The organism is Bacteroidota bacterium (assembly GCA_017303905.1).
Classification (GTDB): domain Bacteria; phylum Bacteroidota; class Bacteroidia; order B-17B0; family Aurantibacillaceae; genus JAHEYG01.
Window position 1 is genome coordinate 1,689,828 of record JAFLBH010000001.1, and the last position, 22,546, is coordinate 1,712,373.

General features: G+C 37.6%; 19 protein-coding genes. 10 read left to right on the forward strand and 9 right to left on the reverse strand.

All coding sequences use genetic code 11. The features are described from left to right. Position 1 precedes the first annotated feature (1 nt). Together J0L69_07190 and J0L69_07195 are read right to left on the reverse strand one after the other, a co-directional pair. Positions 2-1,015: a hypothetical protein gene (locus J0L69_07190; GenBank protein MBN8692965.1), complete on the reverse strand. Its 1,014-nt coding sequence runs from the start codon at positions 1,013-1,015 to the stop codon at positions 2-4. Beyond that, positions 1,016-2,455 carry an oligosaccharide flippase family protein gene (locus tag J0L69_07195; protein ID MBN8692966.1) on the reverse strand — a complete coding sequence of 480 codons (1,440 nt, stop codon included), beginning with the start codon at positions 2,453-2,455 and terminating at the stop codon, positions 1,016-1,018. A 119-nt stretch (positions 2,456-2,574) separates the two neighbouring features. Here J0L69_07195 and J0L69_07200 point away from each other — a divergent pair, with 119 nt between their 5' ends. Continuing rightward, positions 2,575-3,651 carry a glycosyltransferase family 4 protein gene (locus J0L69_07200; GenBank protein ID MBN8692967.1) on the forward strand — a complete coding sequence of 359 codons (1,077 nt, stop codon included), beginning with the start codon at positions 2,575-2,577 and terminating at the stop codon, positions 3,649-3,651. Here the strand turns inward: J0L69_07200 and J0L69_07205 are convergent. From J0L69_07205 to J0L69_07215, 3 genes are read right to left on the reverse strand one after another with little or no spacing between them, the layout of a single operon-like run. Beyond that, the gene (locus tag J0L69_07205; GenBank protein ID MBN8692968.1) at positions 3,648-4,586 is read right to left on the reverse strand and encodes a UDP-3-O-(3-hydroxymyristoyl)glucosamine N-acyltransferase; all 939 of its coding nucleotides are present in this window, start codon (positions 4,584-4,586) and stop codon (positions 3,648-3,650) included. The genes J0L69_07200 and J0L69_07205 overlap by 4 nt on opposite strands. 6 nt (positions 4,587-4,592) lie before the next feature. After that, a complete protein-coding gene (locus J0L69_07210; protein ID MBN8692969.1) occupies positions 4,593-5,300 on the reverse strand; it encodes a hypothetical protein in 708 nt (235 codons plus the stop codon). A gap of 24 nt (positions 5,301-5,324) precedes the next feature. Further along, positions 5,325-6,800 carry a proline--tRNA ligase gene (locus J0L69_07215; GenBank protein MBN8692970.1) on the reverse strand — a complete coding sequence of 492 codons (1,476 nt, stop codon included), beginning with the start codon at positions 6,798-6,800 and terminating at the stop codon, positions 5,325-5,327. A gap of 165 nt (positions 6,801-6,965) precedes the next feature. Between J0L69_07215 and J0L69_07220 the strand changes: the two genes are divergently transcribed. From J0L69_07220 to J0L69_07240, 5 genes are all read left to right on the forward strand, one after another. Further along, on the forward strand, positions 6,966-8,198 hold the full coding sequence (locus J0L69_07220; protein MBN8692971.1) for a hypothetical protein: 1,233 nt from the start codon (positions 6,966-6,968) through the stop codon (positions 8,196-8,198). An 18-nt stretch (positions 8,199-8,216) separates the two neighbouring features. Beyond that, entirely contained in the window at positions 8,217-9,722 is a 1,506-nt protein-coding gene (locus J0L69_07225; protein MBN8692972.1) for a hypothetical protein, read from the forward strand. Positions 9,723-9,845: 123 nt separating this feature from the next. Continuing rightward, entirely contained in the window at positions 9,846-10,154 is a 309-nt protein-coding gene (locus J0L69_07230) for a (2Fe-2S) ferredoxin domain-containing protein (protein ID MBN8692973.1), read from the forward strand. Next, positions 10,154-10,510, forward strand: coding sequence for a hypothetical protein (locus tag J0L69_07235; GenBank protein ID MBN8692974.1), 357 nt, complete (start codon positions 10,154-10,156; stop codon positions 10,508-10,510). Before J0L69_07230 ends, J0L69_07235 begins: the two co-directional genes overlap by 1 nt. Further along, entirely contained in the window at positions 10,507-10,977 is a 471-nt protein-coding gene (locus J0L69_07240) for a GNAT family N-acetyltransferase (protein ID MBN8692975.1), read from the forward strand. The genes J0L69_07235 and J0L69_07240 overlap by 4 nt, the downstream gene beginning before the upstream one ends. On the opposite strand, the gene J0L69_07245 is transcribed toward J0L69_07240, so the two are convergent. Next, entirely contained in the window at positions 10,978-11,403 is a 426-nt protein-coding gene (locus tag J0L69_07245; protein ID MBN8692976.1) for a hypothetical protein, read from the reverse strand. 272 nt (positions 11,404-11,675) lie between these two features. Between J0L69_07245 and J0L69_07250 the strand changes: the two genes are divergently transcribed. The 4 genes from J0L69_07250 (at position 11,676) to J0L69_07265 (ending at position 18,481) form a co-directional block, all read left to right on the forward strand. Then, a complete protein-coding gene (locus J0L69_07250) occupies positions 11,676-11,951 on the forward strand; it encodes a hypothetical protein (GenBank protein ID MBN8692977.1) in 276 nt (91 codons plus the stop codon). Between the two features lie 87 nt (positions 11,952-12,038). Then, on the forward strand, positions 12,039-13,058 hold the full coding sequence (fbp, locus tag J0L69_07255) for a class 1 fructose-bisphosphatase (protein MBN8692978.1): 1,020 nt from the start codon (positions 12,039-12,041) through the stop codon (positions 13,056-13,058). 3 nt (positions 13,059-13,061) lie between these two features. Beyond that, complete coding sequence (locus J0L69_07260; protein MBN8692979.1) at positions 13,062-13,769, forward strand: SAM-dependent methyltransferase; 708 nt, start codon at positions 13,062-13,064, stop codon at positions 13,767-13,769. A 113-nt stretch (positions 13,770-13,882) separates the two neighbouring features. After that, a complete protein-coding gene (locus J0L69_07265) occupies positions 13,883-18,481 on the forward strand; it encodes an SBBP repeat-containing protein (GenBank protein ID MBN8692980.1) in 4,599 nt (1,532 codons plus the stop codon). A 121-nt stretch (positions 18,482-18,602) separates the two neighbouring features. Here the strand turns inward: J0L69_07265 and J0L69_07270 are convergent, their stop codons facing one another. The 3 genes from J0L69_07270 to J0L69_07280 all read right to left on the reverse strand — a co-directional run bounded on the left by J0L69_07270 (position 18,603) and on the right by J0L69_07280 (position 22,544). Next, on the reverse strand, positions 18,603-19,262 hold the full coding sequence (locus J0L69_07270) for a cation transporter (GenBank protein MBN8692981.1): 660 nt from the start codon (positions 19,260-19,262) through the stop codon (positions 18,603-18,605). An 80-nt stretch (positions 19,263-19,342) separates the two neighbouring features. Then, positions 19,343-21,547, reverse strand: coding sequence for an OmpA family protein (locus J0L69_07275; GenBank protein ID MBN8692982.1), 2,205 nt, complete (start codon positions 21,545-21,547; stop codon positions 19,343-19,345). Positions 21,548-21,551: 4 nt separating this feature from the next. Continuing rightward, positions 21,552-22,544 (reverse strand): PorP/SprF family type IX secretion system membrane protein, encoded by a 993-nt coding sequence (locus J0L69_07280; protein MBN8692983.1) that lies wholly within the window; start codon positions 22,542-22,544, stop codon positions 21,552-21,554. Positions 22,545-22,546 lie beyond the last annotated feature (2 nt).

Sequence of the window (22,546 nt, forward strand, 5' to 3'; positions counted from 1 at the left end):
ATTAAGAATTAATTTTATGAATAACAGATTTGTACTTATCTCCTAATGCTAAAACAACAATTGTTAAGAAGAAGGTAGAAAGCGTAGAGAGTAAAATAATTAACCATCTCACAGGTCTTGCTTTATACTCGTTTGGCGTCGCTTTATCAACTACAAATTTAAATGGAAGTGATTTGTTTAAGTTTACGTTCGCTTCATCGTATTTAGCTTTTATAACCGGAAATTTAAAACGGTATTTTCTTAAATTTTCACTGATTTGATTATAGGCCCCTCCAAATTTTTTCAAAACATTCAATTTCTCTTCCAATAATTTCGCTCCCGTTGAATTTCCTTTTTCTAAGGCTTTGGCATAACTTTTCGTGTATGCCTCTACGTCGTTTTTATAATCAAGCACACCAAGCTGACGAAGTGTTTGCAGGCTATCCTCTAATTCGTTCATGCGAGAGACGGTATTTTCATATTCTTCTTTAATCACAGCATAAGCTTTTTTCGCCACTTCACGCGTCATGTTATCTTTAATTGAATCTACATAATCCGTAATGGTATTAGCAACTTCTGCCGCGCCATTAGCGGTATAATCATACACTTCAATTTTTAGAGAATTAAAATCGGTACGCTTGTAACGAACCATGTTCTCCCATTTAAGTTTTAGATAGTGTTCAGCATATTTGTCTTTTTCAATTTTCCAACGCTGCCAGAGATTATGTTTTTCTGCCACCAGTTTTTTTAATTGGTCCGAATTAAGAATCTGTAATAATTTTTCCGCGTCATCTTCATCACCAATCTGCATATAATCTTCCTGATTACCTATGTTTTGTTCAATAAGTAATTTTGATACAGAGAAACTGCGAGTGGGAAAAATAGTGGCTACCGATTTATACTGTGGCGCCAGTAAGAAAGCAACCGTGGTTGAAAGTATAAAAGCCGCGATAGAAGCAATCATAATAGGCTTACGCCATTTAATGATTTTGATCAAAAGCTGCTCTGATGAATTATTAATGTCTGCCTGATTCACTTATTTGTATTTTATAAAACGTAATACTGATTTGATATTGATAATTCCTGTTACAAAGGCCCAAAGTCCTGATGCAGCCACCATGATGGCGAAATTAAGCATCCATTGTTTGGTAAGGTGTAGAGAAAGATAATTTATACATGCTACCCCAAATATAAAGAAAACTAGGGCAATAAGTAAGCGTTTATTGGTTTTAAACTTGAAGATTTTTACGGCTATAAACACCTGAATAAGAGCAGTCATAAACTGTGTTGTAACACTGGCAATCGCACTCCCAAAGGCGTGAAACTGAGGGATTAAAATCACATTTAAAATCACGTTAATTAAAATGCCACAAATGGCCATGATATTCATTTGTTTTAAGTTTCCGTTGGCAGTTAAGAGCGTTCCAAAAATATAGGAAATGGAACTTGCTGTAAAACAAAACATTAAAGTGCTGAATACCGGAGCCGAATCGGTGCTTTTATTAATAAGAAGGCATAACTCGTTGCTGTAAAAGGCGCATCCCATGGATACGATAATAGCAGGAGTAATTAAGAGTGAAAAAGATAGTTTTACTAAATTCTGGACGTCTTCTTTAAACTCCAGCATTCGGCTGAATATCGGGAGTAATTGTGTTGCGAATAAAAAACCAATCATCATAGCCGCTTCCAATAAACGAAAACCTTTAGCATAAATGCCGGCTTCAGATGCTCCTACGCCCGCAGGTAACATCCTTTCTATCATTACCGAATCAATTCGATTATAAAAGGTTTGCAATAATACTAAGATGGCGAATGGAAAACTTTTCTTCAGCATCATGTAGCTGAAACGCCAATTCCAGGTTAATTTAAACGTGTGTGTTTCTTTTAAAACAATCCAAAATGTAATGAGTGCCGTTAAACCATAACCAATGGTTTGCGCATATACATAATTCATGATGTCAACTTCCAGACCAAACCAATGCCAGAATAAAGCAAAGCAAATCAAAATCATGATTAAGCGATCCAATACCGACACAATACTGTCGGTTTTGAATAGGTGTAGGCCTTGTAAATTCGAGCGCAAATACAATATAAAGCTGATGAAAAATTGATTGATACAAAGGATTAAAAGGAGTTTCATGTAACGTGCATCATAGCCAACGATATAGGCGCAGAGCATGGTTAACATTATGTAAATTATTCCTAATACAAATTTCAGTGACAATAAGCTGCTGAAGTGTTTACTTAACAAATGATTGTTTTGTGCAATGTTTTTGTTGTTGAAATTGGTTAACCCAAAATCAAGAAAAATGGTAAGTAAAAAAGAAAACATAAACAGCGCCGAGTATTCTCCGTAATGCGCATTCCCAACCTGATATTGAACACCCGGATCGATAATTAAAATCCAAAATGGCTTAATAAGCAAGTTGAGAATAATTAGCAGGGCTAAATTGAGTATGAACTTCCTTTGCTGCATTTTTTTACAGGATGTCAAAGATAACTTTTTTTTGCTCTTTTTTACCCTTTTTTTGATAGCTTTGCCAAGTGCAAATAGCTGTAAATACGCGACTTTTAATTAAAAACAGGTTAGAGGGAATGGGATGGTTTTCTTATCAAACCTTAAAACGTATAACAACTAAGCATTCTAACGTGCATTTTGTCTTTTTATTTGATCGTCCATTTGACTCCGAATTTCTTTTTAGCGATAACATTACACCAATCATTATTGGTCCTCAGGCGCGTCATCCGTTTTTATATTACGCCTGGTTTGAGTTTTCGGTAAAGAATACACTTAATAGCTTAAAACCCGATTTGTTTCTATCGCCTGATGGTTTTTTAAGTTTAGGTGCCAAATGCAAACAATTACCGGTGATTCACGACATCAATTTTTTACATAATCCGCAAGACGTAAAACTATTAACACGCCGTTACTATAATTATTTTTTTCCTCGCTTTGCAAAAAAGGCAACCCGAATTGCAACGGTTTCAGAGTATAGTAAAAAAGATATCGCAGACAATTATAAAATCAATCCGGATAAAATTGATGTGGTTTACAACGGAATTAATTCAGATTTTAAATCGGTTAATGAAGAAATTAAAAAGCAAACAAAGTCGAAATTTTCGAAGGGTTGCGATTATTTTTTGTTTGTTGGTTCATTACATCCCCGTAAAAATATCTCACGTTTAATCGAAGCTTTTGGTGCCTTCAAAAAAGAATCAAATTCTGGAATCAAATTACTTTTAGCAGGACCGCAATATTGGGGCATGAGTGAAATCTATAAATCCATTGATGCGCTGGCCTGTAAAGAAGATATAATTTTTACGAATCGTTTAAGCAATGAAGATTTGGCAAACGTGATGGCATCAGCTTTAGCTTTAACATTCGTTCCATATTTTGAAGGCTTTGGTATTCCGTTAGTAGAGGCGATGCAAAGCGAAATTCCAATCATAACAAGTAATGTAACCAGCTTGCCCGAAATCGCAGGAGACGCGGCCATTTTTGTTAATCCGTATGAAGTGAGTGAGATTAAAAATGCCATGCTAAAATTATACGCCGACAAGGCCTTAAGATCAGAATTAATCGAGAAAGGAAAACTGAGAAAAGATTTGTTTTCCTGGGATAAATCGGCTGATTTGTTATGGCAATCTATCGAAAAGGCAACGAATGCCTAATCGTTTTTATCGTAAAGTTTTTTGATAAGGTCGGGCAACTGTTTCGTTGCAAATAATTCGCGCATTTTCTCTTTTGCTTTTCCGGCCGGTGTACCAAAATACGTTTGTCCTGCACTTACATTTTCACCCAATCCTGATTGAGCTAAAATAACGGCACCATCTTCTATAGTTATACCGCTGGAGATGCCGACTTGTCCCCACATGGTGACTTTATTTCCAATCGTACAGGCACCCGCAATACCGACTTGAGCAGCAAATAAACACATTTCTCCAATGGTGGTATCATGTCCAACATGCACTTGATTGTCCAGAATACTTCCTTTCCCAATAATAGTATCTGAAGTGACTCCTTTGTCGATTGTACAATTGGAGCCAATGTGAACATGGTCTTTTATCAAAACACGCCCAACAGTTTGTAATTGTTCAAATGCATCACTGCGTTTTTTAAAGTAAAAAGCATGCGAACCAATAGTTGTGTTAGCATGAATGGTAACGTTGTTTCCTATTTCGCATTGATCATAAATAACAACATTAGGATGAAGAACTGTGTTGTCGCCAATGATTACATTATTACCAATAAAGCAACCCGGCATAATGGTAACATGGCTGCCGATTTTAGCAGTCGGACTAATGTTTGAGTTAGAGTAGGAGAGAGGATTGAAATGTCTGGTTAAAGTATTAAACGCAGTAAATGGTTCAGGGTGCAGAATCAATGCTTTCCCTGACGGACAATCTACTTCTTTATTAATAATAATGGTTGTGGCTGCGCTTGATAATGCTTTATCGTAATATTTCGGATGATCGACAAACACTACATCTCCTGCTTCAACACGGTGTATTTCGTTGAAGCCGGTAATGAGATGCGATTCAGTGCCAATAAATTTAGCTTGAATAATCGCTGCAATTTCTTTTAATGATGTAGGTTTGATTTTCATTGAGTCTTACACCATTAAATCTTCGTTATAACTGTCATCGCTTGAACCGAAACCTAAGCGTTTACCGGTGCGTAAACTTACACTGCTTGTTTTTTCCTGCATTTCATTCACAGTTACTTCGCGTACTGCATCAAATGGAGGTGTAAATAAATCAAATGAAATTGCGAATAAAATTAAATCATTGATGATTTCTTTCAATACTTCTTTGGTTAAGGGACCCTCCGAAAAGGTATTATGTTTTAGACCGATCGGCCCTTTAGCCTCCATGAAAAAACGCATTTCGCGGTTCACGAAAATCCTAGCTACTAAGTAGCCCAAATCATTATAACGATTAAAAGTAAATGAATCGGCTAGAAAATTGTAAATATTTATAATGCCGCAATAGGAGTTATATTCGTTTTGTTTAATGTAACCGGTTTTAAACATGGGATGCGAGCGATCAAACTCGAATACATTTGTGTGCATGTAAAACTCCAGCAAATCACCCGCCACTTTTAATTGCATAGCTTGTTGATTCACTTCAAAAAAATTCAGTGATACGCGCTTGTCAATTTTTTCCACTTCCGATTTTAAATCGTTATTTATTTCGCGACATACTTCACGCATCATTCCAAATGCATTAATGGTGTTACGAAACACATCCTGTTTCATTACTGATTTTTCTTTCAGTAAATCTATAATCTGCTGACGCTGTTTGTTGAGTAAGTCGCTCATGAAATAAAGATAACAAAAAACAAATTAATAAGCACGGGCAAAAATCACACGCTGCGTACTTGGTTTGCCGCTGTATATACATTTGCCGGCCTCTTGTTTATTATTTAGAGGAATGCAACGAATCGTAGCTTTAGTTTCTTCTTTTATTTTTTCTTCTGTTTCGCTTGAGCCGTCCCAATGCGCGTAAATGAAGCCGCCTTTTTCATCCAAAAGTTTTTTAAACTCATCATAACTGTTTGCCTCATGTGTCATTGCGGTACGACGTTCTAAAGCAATTTTGTACAGATTGCTTTGAATATCGTTTAAGAGTTGTTCAATGTAATTTTCAATGCCATCCGCTTTTACGGTTTCTTTGCTTAAGGTATCGCGACGTGCCACTTCAACAGTTCCATTAGCCAAATCACGCTCTCCAATGGCTACACGAACAGGTACACCCTTTAATTCATATTCTGCAAATTTCCATCCCGGACGTTGAGTATCACGATCGTCGTATTTTACGGTAATACCTTTTGCTTTAAGTTTAGCAACAATTTGTAGCGCAGTTTCAGATACTTTTTTCAATCCCTCATCTCCTTTATAAATTGGCACTATCACCACTTGGTGCGGTGCTAGTTTTGGAGGAAGTACCAAACCGTTATCATCACTATGGCTCATTACTAAAGCACCCATTAAACGAGTAGATACACCCCAGCTTGTTGCCCAAACATAATCTTGATTTCCCTCTTTGGTAGCAAACTTTACGTCAAATGCTTTAGCGAAATTTTGTCCTAAGAAATGAGAAGTGCCGGCTTGTAACGCTTTACCATCTTGCATTAAAGCTTCAATACAATAAGTGTCTAATGCGCCTGCAAATCTTTCGTTGGCAGTTTTTACACCTTTAATTACCGGAACAGCCATCCAATTCTCAACAAAATCAGCGTATACATCCAACATTTTTTTTGTTTCTTCAATAGCTTCTTCAGCTGTTGCGTGTGCAGTATGACCTTCTTGCCATAAAAATTCTGCTGTACGTAAAAACAAACGTGTTCGCATTTCCCAACGCACAACGTTAGCCCATTGATTAACTAAAATAGGAAGATCACGATAGCTTTGAATCCATCCTTTGTAGGTATTCCAAATAATTGTTTCGGAAGTTGGACGAACAATAAGTTCTTCTTCTAATTTAGCATCGCTATCCACAACTATGCCGCCACCATTCGCATCATTTTTTAAACGGTAATGAGTTACAACAGCACATTCCTTAGCAAAGCCATCCACGTGAGACGCTTCCTTGCTGAAAAAAGATTTTGGAATGAATAAAGGAAAATAGGCATTTACATGCCCCGTATCTTTAAACATTTTATCCAAGGTTTGTTGCATTTTTTCCCAAATGCCATAACCGTAAGGTTTAATTACCATACAACCACGTACGGCACTATGGTCGGCTAAATCTGCTTTTACCACTAAATCATTGTACCATTTACTGTAATCTTCGGCGCGTGTAGCGAGTTCTTTACTCATACTGTATTGTTAAATATGTTAATTCTAATGTTACTAAATCTGTTTAAAAGTACCACTTATATAAAATCTGTGAATTACAAGAGATTTGGTATAAGTTTTGTAAATTTACATAATAAATCTCCGCGCAAAGTTAATTTTTTAAACCTATTATTACACGTTAAGCACATGAAAAAGGTTATAATCATAGCGGGCATTACTTCACTGGTATTTGGCGCTTGTACTAACATGAAAAAGGCGACTTATAACGATGATGTTTATGTTGACCCTAAAGAAGAAAAGTTAGAACGGGAGCGTTTGGCTGCGGAGCGCAAGAAAAAGCAAGAGGAAGAAGAGAAAAAACGCAAAGAAGAGGAATTAGCTGCACAAAAGGCGAAGGATGATGCAAATCCTGCTTATAAAGATCCTGTTTACGATAAAGACGATTATTACGATTACCAATACGCATCGCGTTTACGTCGTTTTAATAATTCGGTGAATGGATTAGGTTACTACGACGATTATTACACTAACTATTATTGGTATAACTATAATCCTGCTTATTACGGAGCGAGTATTTATTCGAGCTATAATTGGTGGGGACCATCTTATTGCGGCCCATCTTACGGTTTCGGAATGGGTTACAACTGGGGTAGTCCGTACTATGGTTATGGATATAATCCTTATGGATACAGTCCGTATTTCGGATACAACGATCCATACATGATGGGATATTACAACGGTTATAATCAAGGTTTTTATAACGGACTTTATGGCTACCCTTATTATGGTTACAATAATCCGTACTACGGTGGAGGATGGGGTTATTTCAATAGTTTAGACGCGAATAGCGGATACAGTAAGGCAACCTATGCACCTCGTTCTTCTCATGGTGGCGGAAACAGCGGACGAATTTCTAATCCCGGCTTGAATAATGCTGACGGTTTTAAGGCGCAATACATTAAAAACGTACTAGAGAATCAATCCAACACACCGAAGTTTACTGAGGTTTCAAAACCGGTTAAATCTGTGAAGTCATACGATGCAAATCCTTCCGGATTAACGCCAATTGAAAATAATAATAGCGGTGAAATTAAACCGAGAGTTAATCCTGCCTATCAGCCGGAAAAGCAACCGGTGCGTGATGTGAAATCGACAAGTCCGGAAATTTATACGCCGGAGCCGATAAAAAATAATCCGGTAAAAACACCCTATGAAACGCAGCCGGTAAAACAGCCTCCGGTAAAAAGTGAACCTATAAAGCAGCAGCCAATAAAAATGGATCCGCCAAAGAAGAGCTTTGAAAATAATTCGCAACCCAACTTTAACAGTGGCGGATTCAATTCAGGCGGTTCTAGTAACAGTGGTGGTTCAACACCTCGCACAAGCGGAGGTTCAGGAGGAAGTAACAGACCTCGTTAATTTTAATTCGGTTTTATTATGAAAACAAAATATTTTGCAATTGCTCTGGCATTGTTAAGCGGCTACAGCTTTGCTCAAAACGATTTGGATGCTTTGCGTTATTCGCAAACAAATATTGGTGGTACTGCTCGCTTTATCAGCATGGGCGGTGCGTTCGGAGCCTTAGGTGCTAACATTAGTTGTATGAGTCAGAATCCGGCCGGACTTGGTGTTTATCGTAAAGGTGAGATGAATATTTCACCGGGACTCAGATTTACCACCATCACCGGAACTCACAATGGAAACGAGTTGAAGAACTTTAAACCCGGTTTCTTATTTAATGGTTTAGGAATGGTGGCGGCATGGGAAGGCACACAGAATAAAGATAACCGTCATTCCGTTGGATTTGCGTTTAATCAATTAGCCAATTTTAATCAGAATATTTCCCTTGGCGGATATTCTCAAAATAAATCTATTGCAAACGATTTATTGGCTAATGCCGGAAATGCAAATCCAAATAATCTGGATCCTTCTTATAGCGGACTTGCATTTAATACCTATTTGCTGGATACAATTGACGGGCAATATTATTCGTTCACGAATGATAAATTTAATTTATATCAGCGTAAGTATATCCAAACAACAGGACGAATGAATGAGTTTGCCCTTGCATATGCTTATGGATATCAAGACAAGTTATACATTGGCGCCAGTTTGGGAATTCCATCCATCAGTTACAATCATTCTTCAACTTATTCTGAAAGTGACGATAAAGATTCTCTTTACATCAATTATAATGGTTCAACATTTAGTACGTCTTATGATTATAACGTGTATTATTACCCCGGTTTAGGAGGGTTTGAATCCATGTCGTACAACGAAACATATAAAACTTCGGGTCGTGGTTATAATTTGAAGCTTGGAATATTATATCGTGTCAATGAGTTTCTTCGTGTGGGCGCACACTATCATACACCAACTGTTTTAAATCTGACTGATACTTACAGTTATAAAATGACGACAAAATTTGATGAAGGCGATTCGTATGATTTTACCTTTCCTGAAAATGGCGGCGTGTATAAGTATGTTATCATTACGCCAATGCGTTATGGCGCCAGTTTAGGTTTTATTTATAAGAAAATGTTTGTTGTAGGATTGGATTATGAAGGTGTGAATTACGGACAAGCTACCATCTTAGGTTCGGAAGCCGGCGCATTTAGCGATGTAAATAATACCATTAGCGATAAGTATACAACGGCTCACAACATTAGAGTAGGAACAGAAATTAATTTAAATCCAATTGTAATTCGTTTGGGTTACGCATCTCTTGGTAGTCCGTTTGGCGATACATTTACCGGAAAATTTGTAAGAAATTCTTATAGTGGAGGAATTGGTTTTAGAAGTAATAACTGGACCTTTGATTTCGGATTAGTAAGGCAAATGTATAATGAAGATTATTACATGTATAATCCTAAATACGTAAACAGGAGCGATATTAAATTTTCTGGCACGAATTTTGTTTGTACAGTAGGACTAAAGTTCTAGTGATTGTTAGTTAGTAGAACTTTCATTTAAACCTCATGGGGATGGGAAATAAATGAAACAGAAATCCGGGTTTAGCCCGGATTTTTTGTTTTCAATCCGTGCTTATTTGTTTAATTTTAAAGCATGGTATTTGATGTACATATTTTTGTTTGCACCAATCAACGCACAGGAACAGAACGATTGAGTTGCGGAGAAGCACATGGATTAGATCTGGTAACAGAGTTTAAAAAACAAATTAAAGACTTAAATGTAAACTTGAATATCCGGGCACAACGCGCTGGGTGTTTGGGAATTTGTGATTTCGGTCCAACTGTTGCTGTTTATCCTGAAGGCATTTTTTATGTAGGAGTAAAAAAGGAAGATGTAACAGAAATTGTACAATCTCACATCGTAAATAAAAAACCGGTAGAGCGTTTATTATTGAAAAAATAATGAGTGATCAGGTTCCGGATATAATTACAGGGATATCAAAACCCGATTTGTTTGAGAAATTCAAACAACAATTACAAAAAGACTTTGAATCTTGCGGTGTGAATGGAGAATTTTCTGCTTCACTTACTGCCAATTATGATTCCATTCATGCGAGATTAGTAAAAGAGTTGTCTCAAATTTCTAAAACCACGTCTTCAAAAATCAACGAATTACTGTATCGAATTGATATCAGTGAACAGCAATTAAAAAAGTTGAGTACGTTTAAGCCTGAGGAAGATCTAGTTTCCATAATGGCTGAATTAATTATAAAAAGAATTCTGCAAAAAATAGTGTATAAAGAATTTTATAAATCATGAGTAACATTGTTATAAGAAGAGGCACCGAATCGGATATTTCCGCGGCAGTTGGATTAGTAAAGGAATTAGCAGCGTACGAAAAAGCGCCTGATGAGGTAGAAGTAAGTGTGGAAGAAATGAAAAACTGGGGCTTTGGAAAAAACAAGGTGTTTGATTTTTTTGTGGCGGAAGAGAACGGAATAATAATCGGAATTGCTTTATATTATTACAAATACTCAACCTGGAAAGGTAAGTGCATGTTTTTGGAAGATATCATTGTAACGGAGTCACAACGAGGCAAGGGTATAGGCAAGCTGTTGTTTGATGAAATTGTTAAAGTAGCCAAAGCCGAAAAGGTACGCCGATTGGAATGGCAAGTTTTAGAATGGAACGAACCGGCGATTAACTTCTATAAAAAATATAATTCTGTATTGGATGATGAGTGGATTAATTGCAAACTAACGAATCATCATTTAGAGAAAATGTAATTAGTTCTCATTCGTATTAATTAAGCATTTCGGAATAAACCATTTTTTAGTGTAGAGTTTCAAATCAATCAACTCGCCGTTGCATTTGAGGTAATTGCCATTTTTATCACGTTTAAAATAAACCGCGTTGCCGGCTAATACAGCAGTCAGACAAATAGCACTTAATTCTTCCGGATTTTTTTCTTTGTACTTTATTCCTGTTTCAATACCTAAATAATTATTTTGTAAATCCATAACGCTTGACAGGCTATCCGCTAATTCGCCGTCTTCTTTTTTTGCTTTCAAAAAGTTCTTATAATTTCCTTTCTCGTGCGCCATACCGAGTTTCAAGACTTTTTTCGCTTTTACTTTTTGGGCAAAAGCGGCCATGAAAAATATATGACGGAATGCGTCTAATTTCCCGCCATTATCAAAGCTGTCCGGCATATTTTTGCGTTTTAGCTGCTCATAAATTGGCTTCGCTTCTTTGTAAATTTTCCGCACTTTGAGTGCAGCGAAGGGATGAAATACGGCCCATTTTTTTTCGGCTGCCGATCTGGAACCAAAGGATTGTGCGCTCGAATAGAGTAAAACGAACAAAAAATAATATGTGAGAATTTTTCTCAATTGTCTTCCCAAAACGAATTAACATAAAAATGTTGATAATACAATCTCTTCATAAAGTTTGAAGCCTTCTATTATAGCTATTTTTGTGAAATATGTCATTCAAAGGCGATTTATTAAAAAAGATTTTTTCAAAGGAACTTGGCTCCGGATTAGTTGAGAGTATTAATGATTTACGTGATAAGGAGTTTAGTGGAGCTAAATTAAGCCCTGAAGAGCGTTTTGCTCTCTCTACCTTTGATAATTACCGAATAAAAATCTTAAACGCGCAAGAAAATGAAGCTGATTTCCACCAGCAATATCGTCAGTTACAGGTTATTGCTAACCTTAGCGATTGGCGAGAGTTTCTAAAAGAGGAATACACAAAATAAGTAGTCTTATTTTCTGCTACTTTCATCTAAATCCTTTTCAGTTTACCAAGTATTTTAATACATTTGAATTAATTCAAATTAACCTCTATGAACGTTAAAACTTTAGGTCAGTTTATTATTGAAAAACAGGCCGATTTTCCTTACGCTAAAGGCGAACTTTCCAGATTATTAAGAGATATAGGTATTGCTTCCAAAATCGTTAACCGTGAAGTAAGTAAAGCGGGATTGGCAGAAATCTTGGGTGAAACCGGCGATACAAATGTTCAAGGGGAAAAAGTAAAAAAACTAGACGTATTCGCGAACGAACAGTTTATTGCGGCGTTAAAAGCCGGCGGTGAAGTTTGTGCCATTGCCAGCGAAGAAAATGAAGATATTATTCCAATTGAAAATGAGATTTCAAAAAACGCAAAATACGTTGTTGCTATCGATCCTTTAGATGGTTCTTCGAATATTGACGTGAATGTTTCCATTGGTACAATTTTCTCAATTTACCGTCGTGTTACGTTAAGTGGTCCCGGTACGATTGAAGATTTCATGCAAAGAGGAACCGAGCAAGTTGCCGCAGGTTATGTGATTTATGGTTCATCTTGTATGATGGTTTATACCACCGGAAAGGGTGTTAACGGATTTACTTTAGATCCAAGTATTGGTGAATTTTGTTTATCACATCCAAACATGAAAACTAAGGCGAACGCAAATATTTATTCCGTTAATGAAGGAAATTATTTGCATTTCCCTGATGGTGTAAAAAAATACATTAAGTATTGTCAGGAAGAAGACAAAGCAACCAATCGTCCATATTCATCTCGATACATTGGTTCAGGCGTTGCAGATATTCACCGCAATTTAATTTCTGGCGGTATTTACATTTATCCTACAACTACAAAATCTCCGAATGGAAAATTACGTTTGTTGTATGAGTGTAATCCATTAGCATTTATTGTTGAGCAGGCGGGAGGTAAAGCTACCGACGGTAAAACGCGCATCATGGAGAAGGACCTTAAAGAATTGCATCAACGCACGCCGTTGTTTTTAGGTAGCGCAGAAATGGTTGAGAAGGCTATGGAATTTATGGCTAAATACGCCGAAGAAAGCGTGCAAAAGTAAATCATGCCATCAGGCACTTTATATCTTATACCTGTTCCCATCAGCGAAACGGATTTAAGTTTGGTTGTTCCAAATTATAATTCTGAGCTGGTTAATTCTCTTACCAATTTTATTGCAGAAGATGCAAAAAATGCCCGTCGTTTTTTAAAACAATGTAATTACGCTGATATTTCTAAAGCTGAAATTGCGGAGCTGAATGAACACACTAAATCTAACTCAGTTTCTGAACTAATTAAGCCATTAATAGAGGGAAAAAATGTTGGTTTACTCAGTGATGCGGGGTGTCCGGGCATAGCTGATCCGGGAGCGGATGTTGTAAAATTAGCGCATCAGAAAAACATTGTTGTTAAACCGTTAATAGGTCCGAGCTCCATTGTTTTGAGTATTATGGCAAGTGGTTTTAACGGACAAAATTTCGCTTTTGTGGGTTATCTTCCCATTGAAAAACCGCAACGCAGCAAAAGAATAAAGGAACTTGAAAGCTTGGCGTTAAAAAGTAATCAGGCGCAGTTTTTTATTGAAACGCCATATAGGAACGGCCAACTTTTCGATGATTTAATTCAAACCTTGCAACCAGAAACGCTTTTATTTATTGGAATTAACCTTACTTCATCATCTGAAAAACTTGTATCAAAATCGGTTAAAATGTGGAAGCAGACACCTAAGCCTGATTTTCATAAAATCCCGGCGGTTTTTGGTATTTATAGGTAAAAAATCCCCTTCCATCAATTTATTTAGATTTTTAGACGACAAAAACGGTTTTTTTCTTCTTGTCATTTCGGTGATTTTTATTAAATTAGATACCGTTAATTTAACTGAAAATTATGCTTAAAATCTACACTAAAACCGTATTGGGTTTAATGGCCTTTTCCTTAGCCACAGGTACTTTTGCTTCCAATAGTAAAAAATCTATTGATGATGTAAAAGGTAAAGTAAAGGATGAGCTGGTATTTACCGAAAATAAGGGGCAGGTGAGTGATCAAAACCACAACCTACGTCCTGATGTTTTATTCAGTGGAACAAACGATGGATTAGTTTATCATTTAAGAAACAATGGCGTAAGCTATCAGTTAAATCATGTAGATAGTTGGAAATCTTTAGCGGAAATGGAAGGAAGATCCAATAACGCTCCGGCTAATTTTCAAGTGAAGGTTCCGTTTCAAACTACGGTGTATCGCTTAGATATGAATTGGAAAGGGATTAACAAGGATTTTACAATAGAGACGCAAAATCAAAAGTCCGCGGTAAATAATTATTATTTAGAGAATGGTTCTGAGAAGACTCAGAATGTTCATTCGTATGAAGATGTTTATTACAGAAATATTTATTCAAACATTGATTTACATTATTATCAGAAAGAAAATTCATTGAAGTACGATTACATAGTAAAGCCTGGAGCAGATTACAAAAAAATTAAATTAGAAGTAGAGGGTGCAGATAAAATTAAAGTAGAAAAGGACGGCTCCTTAACACTAACTACGCCCTTAGGAAATATACAAGAGGGAACACCTGTTGTTTTTCAAGACGGGAAACAATTAGACGCGAAATGGGTGGTAGAAGAAAATGTTTTATCTTTTGAAATCGAAAATTATAATCCTGCCAAAGAGTTAATCATCGATCCGGCTACACGTGTGTGGGGAACCTATTATGGTGGTACAGGTAATGATTACGGACACTCTACTAGTTTAGACGCAGCGGGTAATATTTATATGGCCGGTTATACTAATTCAAGTGCCGGAACTATCATTGCAACAACAGGAAGTCACCGAGCTACATTTGGTGGTGGTTCGGCTGATGCATTTCTTGTTAAGTTTAATTCTAACGGTGTGCGCCAGTGGGCAACTTATTATGGTGGTACCGGAAATGATTATGGTTATTCATGTAAAACAGATGCAGCAGGAAACGTATTCTTAACAGGTTACACTACAACTGGTACAAGTACACTAATCGCACCTGCAGGAGCACATCAAACCGCATTTGGTGGTGGTGCAAATGATGCCTTTTTAGTAAAGTTCAATTCTGCAGGCGTTCGTCAGTGGGGAACATATTATGGCGGTACTGGTGGTGATATTGCGTATTCATGTGCAACAGATGCAGCAGGTAACGTTTATATCGTTGGATATTCTGCAACATCAACTGCAAATGTTATATCAACTGCAGGAAGTCATCAAGTAACAATCGGTGGAGGTTTTGATGCTTTTGCTGCAAAATTTAATGCTGCCGGTGTTCGTCAGTGGGGTACATATATTGGTGGAACAGGTGGAGAGTACGCTTATTCTTGTGCTACTGATGCTAGTAGTAATTTGTTTGTGACAGGATTCACTAATTCAAGTAACGGCATTTCAACTGTTGGTAGTCATCAAGCCACTTACGGCGGAAATGATGATGCTTTTTTAGTAAAGTTTAATACTTCCGGTGTTCGTCAGTTCGGTACTTATTACGGTGACGGAAGTGGAAGTGATTATGGGTATGGTTGTACGGTGGATGGAAGCGGAAATGTTCTGATTACAGGATTAACAAACTCAACCGGAGGAACAGCTATTGCAACAGTTGGTAGTCATCAACCGTCTTATGATAGTGGATACGATGCTTTCTTAGCAAAATTCAATAATACCGGTGTTCGTCAGTGGGGAACATATTATGGTGGTTCCGGATATGAAGAAGGACAAAGTGTATCCGCAGATGGAAGCGGTAACGTTTATATGGCAGGATTAACATCAACATTTATGGGAAGCGGCATTGCGACTCCGGGAAGTTATCAAGCTTCCAATGGTGGTGGTAATGATGCATTCTTAGCTAAATTTAATGCGAGTGGTGTTCGTCAGTGGGGTACTTATTATGGTGGAGTTGGAGGAGATGCAGGATTATCATGTATTGCTGAAGCGACCAATTATGTTTATTTATCCGGTAGAACAAACTCTTCTGCTGCCGGCGTAATTGCAAGCGCAGGAAGTCATCAAGCTGCAGCAGGCGGAAACGATGATGCGTTTTTAGTAAAATTATGTAATGTACCTAATGCACCAACTAATTTAACACCTGTTGCAAATCAAACTTTATGTGCCGGTGGTACAACTACACTTACCATCAGTGGTACGGGAAGTTTAAGTTGGTTTGCCAATCCAACAGGCGGAGCCGCTTTAGCAACCGGTGCAACTTATGTAACACCGGTTTTATCAGCCGGAACTTATACTTATTACGCGGAAGCAAATACATGTACTGTTAGTGCGAGTCGTACTCCAATTACAGTAACCGTTGAAGCCTATCCAATCATTTCAGTAAATAGCGGAACAATTTGTAACGGTGGTTCATTTACAATGACACCTTCAGGTGCCGCAACATATACTATTCAAGGTGGAAGCACTGTAGTGAGCCCGACTACTACAACTTCATACTCCGTTACAGGAAGTAGTATCTATGGATGTTTAGCCGCTTCAAATGCAACGGCAGTTGTTACAGTGGTAGCTAACCCTACAGTATCTGTAAATAGCGGAAGTATCTGCGCAGGAAAATCTTTTACGATGAGTCCTAGTGGCGCGACTTCTTATACATTCCAAGGTGGAAGTGCGGTAGTAACACCAACTGCAACTTCTAGTTATACTGTAATTGGAAGCAATGCTTCCGGTTGCGTATCACAAACATTTGCAACATCCAATGTTTCGGTGGTAGCTAATCCAACTATTTCTGTTAACAGTGGAACTATGTGTGTGGGTGGTTCATTTACAATGACTCCATCCGGCGCTTCAACTTATACTTTCCAGGGCGGAAGTGCTGTAGTGAGCCCAACTTCAACAACAACATATAGTGTAGTGGGTACAAGTGCCGCAGGTTGTATTTCTAATACGGTTACATCCGGTGTTACTGTTTATAATTTACCGGTTGTAAATGCCATCACTAGTTTGAGCTTAATTTGTTCAGGACAAAACGTAAACATTACTGCCATTGGCGCTTTAACTTATACGTGGAATACAGGAGCTACCACACAGGTTATAGCGGTTTCTCCATCAGTAACTACAACATATACGGTTACCGGTACGGATGGTAACGGGTGCAGAAAGTCAGCTACAGAAACAGTGACAGTAAATCCATTGCCTACTGTGACCGCGGTGTCGGCCCCAACAGCAATTTGTGTAGGACAAAGCGGAACATTAACGGCTAGCGGCGCTTCAACCTATTCATGGAGTACCGGTGCACAGGCTCCGGCGATTTTAGTGACACCAACTGTTACAACAACATATACGGTATACGGAACAGATTCTTATGGCTGTTCTAACTCTAACACATTAACTACAGTTGTTAATCCTTTACCTGTTATCACAGTTGCTCCGGCATCCAGTGTAATCTGTTTAAATAATTCGGTAAGCTTAACAGCTTCCGGGGCTTCTACATATACATGGAGTACAGGCCCAACAGGGAGTAACATCATCGTTACCCCTTCAGTCACTACCACCTATACAGTACTCGGGACAAATTCTAACGGTTGTGTCAACGCGGCAACATCTTCCATTACTGTTAATGGATTGCCTGTGGTGAATGCGTTTTCTTCGCCGGGCACCGTTTGTGCCGGAAGTACTGTATCTTTAAGTGCTGTTGGCGCTACTTCATATACATGGAATACAGGGCCAACTACACAATCCACAACCGCTAATCCAACTTCTCAAACGACGTATACTGTAATTGGTACTGCGGCTAACGGTTGTACAAATACGGCAGTAACAACGGTTTCAGTAAATGCTTTACCTGCATTAAATGTGGCGCAAACTCCGGGTTCGGTATGTCCTGGTCAAACAGGAACTTTAACAGCTACCGGTGCGAATACATATACATGGAATACAAGCGCAACAACAGCGGCTATTGCAGTTTCTCCAACAGTAAGTACTAACTACACTGTAACAGGTACGGACGCGAACGGTTGTGTTAACGCTACCGTAGCAACATTTACTGTGAATACACCTCCGGTATTAGCGCCAACAAGCAGTAATACTTTAATCTGTATTGGACAATCTGCTACATTAACGGCGACCGGTGCATTAACTTATACTTGGAACACCACAGCCAATACAGCAGCAATTGTTGAATCTCCAACTGTAACGACTACTTATACTGTATCAGGTACTGATGCGAATGGATGTACAAGTACAGATACAGTAACGCAATACGTATCTCCATGTACAGGAATTGCTATTGTGGGATCTAATGATGAAATCATTAATGTTTATCCTAATCCAACAAATGGATTGTTCACAGTTTTATTGCCTCGTGAGGCTAAGTTAATCGTGACTGATGTAGTTGGTAAATTAATTTATCAAGCCGATTTAAATGAAGGAAAACACAATTTAGATTTAAGTGAAAGTGCAAATGGAATTTACTTTGTGCGGGTAGATTATGGCAATATCACCCGAAGCGTTAAGTTGATCAAACAATAAATAATTCATTACTATTAAAACAAAAGGCGGTATAAACCGCCTTTTTTATTACCGTATAAAACTCTCCAACCTTTTTCCACTTAATTATGTTCGATAATTTATTATCCGGCAAGCCACTTTATCAATGACAGTCACTTTCACATGAACAGTGTTTGTCTGATTCAGCTTTTTCAAAACATTCACGACCTTCTTTAAAAGATAAATAGGCTAGTATGATTGCCCCAATACTATCTATATATAGAGTTTTTGCAAATTGATAAAGGCCACTTGAAATAAGCAAGACAACCGACATATAAATGCAAACTTTAGTACATTCTGCATCGGCGATTATAGCCGGAGAGTTTAAAGCTTTACCAACTTTAGTTTTTTGTTGCACTAGCAACAACATTACTAGGATAGAAATACATGATATGATTACTCCCCAGAGCGTAGTTTCCGGTTGTTGATTAGTGACAATATTATAGATGCTAGTAACAATTAATGTAAGTACAAGTGCGTAAAAAGCGAAGCCGGTTATTTTTAGGGCTGTACGTTCATATTTATCGCGGTTACTTTCAGGGTCTCTTTTAATTCGAATAACCATATGTAGTATCCCAAAACCGGAAACTGTTTCAATAAAACTGTCAGCTCCAAAACCGAAAAGCGCAAGACTTTCATCATTGTAACCTAGGTAAGTACTAATGGCTCCTTCTGCAATGTTATATACGATGGTGAATACAGAAAGTGCAAATGCAGTTTTAAAATAATACTGTTGGTTATTTTTCGATGGATTGTTTAGCATTTCATATATATTCAAACGAATGAAACGATTTATACTAAAAGCAAAAACCCTCCGATGTGGAGGGTTTCTTAAGTGACGTTTTATTTACTTGAGTTGATAATTTTAATCTCAGACTCACCCAATACTTTTAAAGCTGTACGGCGGTTCTTTTGATGAGCAGCTTCCCACTCCTCACTTTTTGGCTTCATCTTTTTAATTTCTGCTTCAGTTATCAAAGGATTTGTTTCTCCCCAGCCTTTAGAAACTAAACGCTCTGCCTTGATACCTTTTGAAATGACATAATCAACACATGATTGAGCACGTGCAATCGAAAGCTTTAAATTATACGCATCACTACCACGGCTATCCGTGTTAGCTTCGATGGAAACTTTTAAATTGTCGTTTAGATTTAGTAAATCTACCAACTTATCTAAGTTCTCCATGCCTTTCGGACGAAGTTTAGCGGAGTTAAAGTCGTATTCAATTCCGTCAATAGCAATTTCACCGGCCGGGATTTTATTTAAAAAGAAATCTTGCTGAAACACTTGAGATGTTGTTTTTTCAAGGGTGTTTAAGCTTGCGGCATCACCAAAATATTTATTTTTTTGTGCCTTTAAGAAGTATTCCATCTTAGGTTTTAATTCAGCCGAATAATTACCTTGATCATCAGTAGCCACATAAATTGGTTCATCAACACCATGTGCGTCAATAATACTAACCAAAGCTTCTTTTAATGGCTCATTGGTTTGCGCGTCAAATACAATACCTTCAATACTAAATTTGATAGGCTTGTTCATGAATTCAAAAATCTTATAACAGTTTCCGCCCGGACAATCTTCTCGATCACTGGCAAAGAAACCTGTACCGCTAATTCTGTCCAAAACGAAATAGGCATCATCCTTACTTGAGTTAAATGGTGCGTTCAAATTTTGTGGAAATCCAAATAATCCGTCGGTTGAGTTAAAATCACATTTAAAAATATCCAATCCACCTAATCCTGGTAAGCCATTAGAACTAAAATACAACGTACCACTCACCGCATGAATAAATGGAGTTACTTCATCACCCGATGTGTTGAATGGAGCTCCTAAGTTTTTAGGCGCACCGGTTACGCCATTTTCATCAATGGTTGATACCCAAATGTCATAACCACCCATACCACCAGGACGATTTGAAGAGAAGTAAAGTAGTTTTCCATCCGGACTTAGACACGGTTGCATCGTACGATACCCCGGCATATTTATATTATCGGCAAGCTTCATGCCTTGAAAGAACATTGTGCCGTTTGATTTTGATTTATAAATGAATGCTTCTTTTGGATTCACATCATTCCAGCGTGTGTAATAGATTGAGCCATCTTCACTGTAGAAAGCAGCTCCTTCATGAGCGTCTGTATTCACCGGTCCGCGGAAATTCACGGCAGGAGACCAAGAGGTATCCGTTTTTTCTGTGTAATACAAATCACATAAATAAGAAGCGTCTTGGCGTTTTGGATCCATTACAATATTTCCTTTACGCGCACTGGTAAAAATAACCTTATTGGAAGCAGAATAAAAAGTAGGAGCGAAGCTGGAATTTCCATTATTGAAAACTGAAGTGTCCATCTTGCTAACTTTAATCTCTCTGCTCACTTTAGCACTATCCATGCCCAAATAGCATCCTGCCTCTTTTTTACGTGCAATTTTCACTAAAGAATCGTTGGAATTAGGAGATGAAACAAAAGCTTCAAATGCACCTAAAGCTTCCTGATATTTTTTATTATTCATTAATGATAGTGCGTAGAAATAATTAGCGTCAGTGTAAATATTTCTCTCCACACATTTTTTTAGATATAATGAAGCGTTGTTGTAATCATTGTTATAAAGATGCGATAATCCTAAGCGATATAAAACGTAATCATACTTAGACACTTTTTTCGGATCAATAGTAGTTGCGCTTGCCGACGATTTCTTCGTGCTATCGTTAGCAATTGGCGCTTGTTTAACAGGAGTTACAGGTTGCGATGCAGCTAAAGAATCTTTTCCTGTGCTGGAAGTGCTATCGGTTTTTGCTGATTGAGTTTTTTTCTTTTCCTCTTTAGGCATGATGCTGAGGTTTACCATTTGAATTTTGTATGGTAATACACGAGACTGGTTAACGTTTGTATCGTTAATCACTTTTGAATAGTATAACGCAGCATTCGCATAATCTCGTAGGTTATAAAATTTATCGGCCGCCTCAATTTTTGCAAAATTAGACTGAGCTAACGACTCAATAAAAAACAGCCCTGTAAAAAACAGGATGAAATAAAAAGATTTTGTATTCATAAAATTATAATCGCGGACAATGTTTAATGGTTTCAACTTTTTCTTTCGCTAACAAGTAGGTGAAGGCTATTTCCATGGCGCCACGGGTTTTGCTGGCAGTTTTTAATGAAGATGTATTAAAGTCGTAACCAAATTTTAAAATGTAATTTTCTTTTCTAACGCCAATACTTGCAATACTGGCATCTTTCGCGCGGAAAACGTAACCTGCTAATAAGTATAATTTACCTTGTTTTAAATAATAACCACCATCAACGGCATACGTTTGTTCAAACGCTTTTCCTTGCGACATGATTAATACTTTTGGTAACACGTATAATACTTCAGTAATGTTTACGCGTGTACCTAAATGTATATTGAATCGCATAGGTAAATGATTGTTTTGATCAAAGAAAGTTTCACGAGGTTTGGTTAAGTTAAATGCTGAAACTCCAATGAATGGATTCACCCATGATTGTTGTTTAGTATAGAAATACATAAAGCCTGCATTTAACTGAGGAAGTATTTGTGACTGACGTGTGAAGTTTTCGTTATTAGAATAGGTTTCGTCAAAGTAACCTCCATTTTTTGTGTTGTATTGTTCATCAAATGAAAATTTATCATCGCGAATGGATTTTTGAGTAATTCCGGCTTGTAAACCAAAAGTGATGTTGTGCACTTTTTCTTTGTCAATCGGTAAAGCATAACCGGCCGATACCAATGCCTGAAATGCATTATAATTACCAATACCGGCACGCATATTCATGATTTGAATACCATAGCCCCATTTGTCGCGCGGCATATCTGCGCTTATCATGGCAGTAGTGAATGGTTTGTATGCAACTGAACTCCATTGGTTACGATATTGCGCGTGAATACGTGCAGTTGCGTCTACAACACCTGTCATTGCAGGGTTCAAAAACAGAGGTCCCGAATCGTATAGCGATAAATGGAAGTCTTGCGACTTCATACCGCTGCTCCATAATACGAGGATGGCTAATAATAATTTAAGTGTCTTCATGG

What these genes read in the sequence shown, in the direction of transcription:
- J0L69_07195 (MBN8692966.1), bottom strand. Translation starts at nt 2,455, where the DNA reads ATGCAGCAAAGGAAGTTCATACTCAATTTAGCCCTGCTAATTATTCTC.
- J0L69_07200 (MBN8692967.1), top strand. Translation starts at nt 2,575, where the DNA reads ATGGGATGGTTTTCTTATCAAACCTTAAAACGTATAACAACTAAGCAT.
- J0L69_07205 (MBN8692968.1), bottom strand. Translation starts at nt 4,586, where the DNA reads ATGAAAATCAAACCTACATCATTAAAAGAAATTGCAGCGATTATTCAA.
- J0L69_07210 (MBN8692969.1), bottom strand. Translation starts at nt 5,300, where the DNA reads ATGAGCGACTTACTCAACAAACAGCGTCAGCAGATTATAGATTTACTG.
- J0L69_07215 (MBN8692970.1), bottom strand. Translation starts at nt 6,800, where the DNA reads ATGAGTAAAGAACTCGCTACACGCGCCGAAGATTACAGTAAATGGTAC.
- J0L69_07220 (MBN8692971.1), top strand. Translation starts at nt 6,966, where the DNA reads ATGAAAAAGGTTATAATCATAGCGGGCATTACTTCACTGGTATTTGGC.
- J0L69_07225 (MBN8692972.1), top strand. Translation starts at nt 8,217, where the DNA reads ATGAAAACAAAATATTTTGCAATTGCTCTGGCATTGTTAAGCGGCTAC.
- J0L69_07230 (MBN8692973.1), top strand. Translation starts at nt 9,846, where the DNA reads ATGGTATTTGATGTACATATTTTTGTTTGCACCAATCAACGCACAGGA.
- J0L69_07235 (MBN8692974.1), top strand. Translation starts at nt 10,154, where the DNA reads ATGAGTGATCAGGTTCCGGATATAATTACAGGGATATCAAAACCCGAT.
- J0L69_07240 (MBN8692975.1), top strand. Translation starts at nt 10,507, where the DNA reads ATGAGTAACATTGTTATAAGAAGAGGCACCGAATCGGATATTTCCGCG.
- J0L69_07245 (MBN8692976.1), bottom strand. Translation starts at nt 11,403, where the DNA reads ATGCCGGACAGCTTTGATAATGGCGGGAAATTAGACGCATTCCGTCAT.
- J0L69_07250 (MBN8692977.1), top strand. Translation starts at nt 11,676, where the DNA reads ATGTCATTCAAAGGCGATTTATTAAAAAAGATTTTTTCAAAGGAACTT.
- fbp (MBN8692978.1), top strand. Translation starts at nt 12,039, where the DNA reads ATGAACGTTAAAACTTTAGGTCAGTTTATTATTGAAAAACAGGCCGAT.
- J0L69_07260 (MBN8692979.1), top strand. Translation starts at nt 13,062, where the DNA reads ATGCCATCAGGCACTTTATATCTTATACCTGTTCCCATCAGCGAAACG.
- J0L69_07265 (MBN8692980.1), top strand. Translation starts at nt 13,883, where the DNA reads ATGCTTAAAATCTACACTAAAACCGTATTGGGTTTAATGGCCTTTTCC.
- J0L69_07270 (MBN8692981.1), bottom strand. Translation starts at nt 19,262, where the DNA reads ATGCTAAACAATCCATCGAAAAATAACCAACAGTATTATTTTAAAACT.
- J0L69_07275 (MBN8692982.1), bottom strand. Translation starts at nt 21,547, where the DNA reads ATGAATACAAAATCTTTTTATTTCATCCTGTTTTTTACAGGGCTGTTT.
- J0L69_07280 (MBN8692983.1), bottom strand. Translation starts at nt 22,544, where the DNA reads ATGAAGACACTTAAATTATTATTAGCCATCCTCGTATTATGGAGCAGC.